This window comes from Lentilactobacillus sp. Marseille-Q4993, from assembly GCF_951230165.1.
In the GTDB taxonomy this organism is placed as follows: Bacteria; Bacillota; Bacilli; order Lactobacillales; family Lactobacillaceae; genus Lentilactobacillus.
In genome coordinates, this window is the sequence record NZ_CATNVB010000053.1 from 1 (window position 1) to 5,280 (window position 5,280).

Here is a 5,280-nt window from a genome sequence, read left to right on the forward strand (position 1 = left end):
TATACTGACCATTCTTCAAAACATAACGGGTCGTTAAGTTATGGGTCACAAAGTTAACTACCGGTAAAACGGTTCCTTGCTTGTAATTCTTAACCTTGTTAGTTAAATTCTTATTCTTATAGGCGTTAACTCCCCGCGGATTAATAACCGTCAGCTTTTTATGCTTAGCTTGATAGTAAACTGGGCGAACGTAATTCCAATTAGCTGTAATGTAACCAGTTTTACCAGCAGTCTTGGAATCGTGGTTCACGTCTCTAACTTTGTAGCGCAGTACATTGTTTTGAGAGCGTGCGTAACCGGTAACTACAAACATTGGACGGTAAATCCGTGGTTTCTTGGTATATGAAGCTACCCGGTCAGATTTTTTAAAATTCACGTTCTGATACAAATAAATGTGTTTCAGAGCATAAACCACCTCACCTTTAGGTAGGATATTTCTTCCACGCTTGGGCTCGTTGTTATTATTAGGCTCGTTGTTCTTTTCGACTTCAGGTAATGTTGTTGGTGGCATTAAAGTGGCTTGAGAATTTGGTGAATAACTATTTGTCGAATCGCTTGAAGTAGCTGGACTTGTCGGCTTTACTACAGGATTCTCAATATAGGTTACTCGGATATCACCGCCACCTTTAGGAATAGTCACTTGTTTGATCGTTGGTGACCAACCGTCCACTTGTGGAACATCGATTGTATCCCCTTCTTTTCCATTTCCCTTGAACGTTTGGCCACTAGTAATCAAATTGCCGTTTTGATCAACTGGAACAAAAGTATAATCCACTGATACTGGCGGCAAAGGAGCGTTTTGCCAAACATAGGTTTCTGGCTTAGTTGGATGATTGGCATTCCCCTTAGCATATAGTGTTACTAGTTGACTGGCATCGTATAGATCCCCTTTCGGGTTAAACTCACTACCACCCTTACTAGTATCAACGGCTTGCCACCTTGGGGCTAAAGCATCGCTACTAGGCCCAACTTCATGCGTTGGAAAGTCCGGAATTGGAGTCCCATAAGCCGGAACTGCTTCTAATACTTTGGTGTTTGCAGGCTGCACAAAATAAACATTCGGCCCCAGTGTTAATTTCCACAAATTCAGCTTCTTAGCAAACATCATGGTAAACATAGAGGTACTATTAGTGTTATTATGCATATCCCACTGTGACAAATCCAAACTAGTTAAAGCAAAGCATCCTGAAAACATATTGGCAAACTTCGTACCCTTGCTAACATTCCAGTTAGACACATCCAGATTTGCTAAATTTTTACAATCGGCAAACATAACAGAAAAATCCGTTCCACTGCTAACATTCCATTTGGATAAATCCAAGCTTTTTAAGCCACTGGCTGAGTCAAACATATTACCAAAGTCAATGCCTTTACCAACGTTCCACTTTGACAAATCTAAGCTAGTCAACGAAGTACAATAAGAAAACATTTCATGAAAATTAGTGCATTTGCTAACATCATAATTTGACACATCCAAATTGGTCAACGAAGAGCAGTGAGAAAACATGCCAGCCAAATTGGTTGCATTGCTAACATCCCATTTTGAAACGTTTAAATTAGTTAATGACACATCGTTAAAAAACATATAACTAAAATCTTTAACTGCGGACGTATTAATGTTTTCTAAACCATTAATGGAAGTTGCATTCCAAAAATTTTCGAACATTCCTGCCGAATTAGCTGGTAATGTGACTCCCTTTTCAATATTAACTTTTTGAACTATAGATGTATTCAAATCACCCCAAGACTTCCATTGATTTGCATCTGAGTTTACCCCAAGTTGTGCAGTCGGCTGACCATTAGTAGTTACGTCTAAAGTCATCTGATCATCGAGTTCCCACCTAGCTGTTCCATTCATGCCAATCGCGATGATCTTTTTCGCTGGTGCGTCTACTTGTTGAGTTGTCGCTGATTGTGATGCCGCATCAGCATTAACAATCAATTGACCACCAGCTAACCAAAACACAATTAAAGATAGACCAGCCAACAACCAATACTTAGCTGACTGACACCAAATGTGCCAAAACTTCTTGTCACAAGACTTAACAAAATCAACCATAATATAAGCCCCCTTGCTAAAAACATGTCCCTCCTTCTCTCTGGCTACATAATGCGCGCAACGTCAAATCAAGTCAATTAAAGCGCTTTCGGCTATTCGTTTATGTTAGTTAACCATTAGCTTTACGATATGGTTAATAAAAGCAGCCTCTTTTATCAAGTCAAAATAAAAAAGGTCTACACTTCATGGTACTGAAAAAATTTATCAGTATCACAAGGTGTAGACCCGCTTTTATGGGGTACCCAAATTTATCACTATATCTTTGGATACACCTAATTAGTTATATTTAAAATACTTTTTCTACAAATAATCCTCTATCGCTGAGCCGCCTGTGTCCTGTGAACACCATTCTTAACTACGATTGGATCGTAGAACTTTTGACTTCTTGGGCCAGCTACTCGATCGCCTTGCGACGAGTACAGAGCACGAACCCCCTCAATATCGACATCTTGAATGGTTACATTCCGATTTGCCTTATACATCACGCTTTTTTTGGACGGATTATGTGATAACCCCATGACATGACCCAACTCATGTTGAGCAACAATCACCTTTTCCTTAGTTGAATAGTGATATATCTTAAAAGCCGTTGGATTGATGTATGCATCTACATGTTGAATTAAACCAGAATCATCATATTTGGAATATGTCATTCCACTATAGTTATTGCCATATGAATTACTTGTTCCTGCTACCACATCGGCTTCCGTCGAATCAGTGAGTTGAAATTGGAACGCGCCCGTCCGATTCCAGTCATTAATTGCCGTTTTCCAAATCTTTTTATATGAATTTGAATTTGAATCAATATCTATCGAGGCCGTTGGGTCTGGAAATCTAGCATAGCTTGGCGTAACACCAGTGGCAGCCAAAGCATGCAAAGGAATTAACATCACTGCAGCAAAAACAAAATTAGTTAATTTTTTAGAAATTGAAATTTTAAAAGTCATTTAAATCCCTCATTTCCATGACCTTTTACTACTATTTTTCCAATAAATACCCAAAAAAGAGTATAACTGTTTGCGCTTTCATTATAAAATGAATTAAATAATAACTCAAACAACAACCTTTAAACATTAATCAGTGGAAATTAAATCTCTATTCAGTTACAATAAGTTTACGGAGGATTGAAAAATGAAACGAAATTACTTTATAGTGGGTCTAGTGTCAGTAATTACCTGCTTATCCTTTACTACAACTTCAGTTACCGGTAATTCATTTGCCACTAGCCAACCGGTAACTACATCTCCTGGCAGGCAGGACTCCAAACAAATTGTTGAGTTAACCCGAGGTTCTCTTTATAAGAAGCCAACTTTAAAAAAAGCTACAATTAAAGTTAACAATTATAGCGGTAGAAGATTTAGAGTAATTAAATTTCAGATTGTGATGCGGGATGGCAAAAAGACGCGCTTTGCTTATGTTAAAAGTGGCAAAGTATCCGGCTGGATCCAAGTAAAGTTTTTGGCTCTGTATTGTTAGAAACAATGCATAAGAAACCTTCGATCTCTTAACTGAAATCTGTCAAGTTAACATTTAAAAAAAATAAAAAATCAATTTAGAAATGGTCTTATTCCGTTATTTTACGGGGTAAGGCTATTTTTTAGGAACTTTGTCTATACCGTTTGACCAAGTTCCTAAAAAACTACGAATTAACTTAATATCCTTATCATGTTCATCAACTTTTACTTCATTCCTAATTACTTTTTCATTGAGCTCGTTTAAATCATCACTCAACTTCTCTCTAGCATCAGTTTCTGATTCTCTAAATTGCTGTAGTTCTTTTCGTAATGAATCCAATGGATTTTTGACAGTCTTATTTAAAATTCAATTAGCTAGTACACATACTCCTGTGATAATAGCTACGATAGGCCCCCATTAATCCCATTTTAGGGATAAGAAGGTATGCATTTACCTCTGTACCTCCTTAACTAGTTTTACTTTACTAGTATTACTAGTTACATAACCTAATTCTGTTTTCAGACGTGTTATTTTGCCATATTTTACTGGTGTGCCATAAAAACGGCTACCTTTTTCCCAACGAACATAACGCTTAACTTTGAATTTTTTATCTCTATAAGCATGTATCATTTTAGCTGTTACTTCATACAATCCAGGAGTGTTATAGTATTTGGGCATTTCAGCTTTTGTCTTAACATTGTTTCCGGTTAAAGTTCCATCAAAATCGTATGAACAATCAGCCCCAAATAAGTTATCAGTGTATTGCCAGGCATTTGCATTATTGACCCCCGGTTGACTAACACCGTAAGCCGCTACCCAGATATGCTTATCGATTAAATGGCTTCGGTTAATACGTCCTGAGTTAAACCAAGAACCGCTACCATAGGTGACTAGGTGTGTGTAGCCATGGTCTCGCAGATATTTAAGGAACACATTAACCTGTGCTGTATTGTAATACGGTAATGATGGGTCTTCCACGTCAATACCTAACACAGTGTCTTTAGTCAATCCCATCGTTTTGATATGGGCCAAAAAATATTGAGCTTCAGCCTGACCATTACCCAGAAAGTAATGGTAGACCCCAACTGACTTAAATACTTTTAATCCGTTAACAATTTGACTACCAGCTTTAGGGTTCAGATAATTTAAACCTTCCGTCAGCTTAACCATCATTCCCCGTGCTCCAGCATTATAAACCTTTTTGAAGTAACTTACAGTATCTGATTGATAAGAACTTACATCGATTACTTTACTGGACATCTGCATCACTCTTTTCTGCATTGGTAGCATTAGTTTCTATCGTATCAACTGGTACATTTTCAGGCATCGAAGTTGATTTTGGTGCATGATTATCGCCACCCTTAATCTTATATGCTTGGTATGCTTGTTCAACCAAGCCCGAGACTGCTGAAATATCAATATCCAAGCCGTTACTTTTTAGTTGATTGTTAACAAATCGAATTGCTTCTTTTTTTCGATCACTCTTACTAAGGCTCTCTAAAATAGCCATTTCAGGAACAATAGCATCTGCAAATTTTAATCCCAATTCTAAAGATTGTTTAGTATGAGAGTTTCGTTCAGTAAGAATTTTCTTTTCCCATAAAGGCTTGATTAGTTGATATGCCAACCTAATCATGACCACAAAAACTTACTAAGATAAATGGTGAATCCAAAACTCGACGGAGCTAGGATTCACCATTTTTTTGATAAAGTGGTAGCGAAGCAAAGCCGAGGTTCTTTTTGGCACTTGATGCCGTAACAAAAAA

The 5,280-nt window shown here is 37.5% G+C and carries 6 protein-coding genes; 1 reads left to right on the forward strand and 5 read right to left on the reverse strand.

The window, feature by feature from the left end:
• Both QOW94_RS10740 and QOW94_RS10745 read right to left on the reverse strand, forming a co-directional pair.
• A partial coding sequence (locus QOW94_RS10740; protein ID WP_283680454.1) for a BspA family leucine-rich repeat surface protein occupies window positions 1–2,059 on the reverse strand: 2,059 nt, incomplete at its 3' end.
• A 314-nt stretch (window positions 2,060–2,373) separates the two neighbouring features.
• On the reverse strand, window positions 2,374–3,006 hold the full coding sequence (locus QOW94_RS10745) for a M57 family metalloprotease (RefSeq protein WP_283680455.1): 633 nt from the start codon (window positions 3,004–3,006) through the stop codon (window positions 2,374–2,376).
• 184 nt (window positions 3,007–3,190) lie between these two features.
• On the opposite strand from QOW94_RS10745, the gene QOW94_RS10750 reads away from it, so the two are divergent.
• Window positions 3,191–3,535, forward strand: coding sequence for a hypothetical protein (locus tag QOW94_RS10750; protein ID WP_283680457.1), 345 nt, complete (start codon window positions 3,191–3,193; stop codon window positions 3,533–3,535).
• Between the two features lie 114 nt (window positions 3,536–3,649).
• Here QOW94_RS10750 and QOW94_RS10755 read toward each other — a convergent pair whose 3' ends face one another.
• The 3 genes from QOW94_RS10755 to QOW94_RS10765 form a co-directional block, all read right to left on the reverse strand.
• Complete coding sequence (locus tag QOW94_RS10755) at window positions 3,650–3,853, reverse strand: hypothetical protein (RefSeq protein ID WP_283680458.1); 204 nt, start codon at window positions 3,851–3,853, stop codon at window positions 3,650–3,652.
• Between the two features lie 111 nt (window positions 3,854–3,964).
• Window positions 3,965–4,774, reverse strand: coding sequence for a GH25 family lysozyme (locus QOW94_RS10760; RefSeq protein ID WP_283680459.1), 810 nt, complete (start codon window positions 4,772–4,774; stop codon window positions 3,965–3,967).
• On the reverse strand, window positions 4,764–5,150 hold the full coding sequence (locus tag QOW94_RS10765) for a hypothetical protein (protein WP_283680460.1): 387 nt from the start codon (window positions 5,148–5,150) through the stop codon (window positions 4,764–4,766). The genes QOW94_RS10760 and QOW94_RS10765 overlap by 11 nt, the downstream gene beginning before the upstream one ends.
• Window positions 5,151–5,280: the final 130 nt, after the last annotated feature.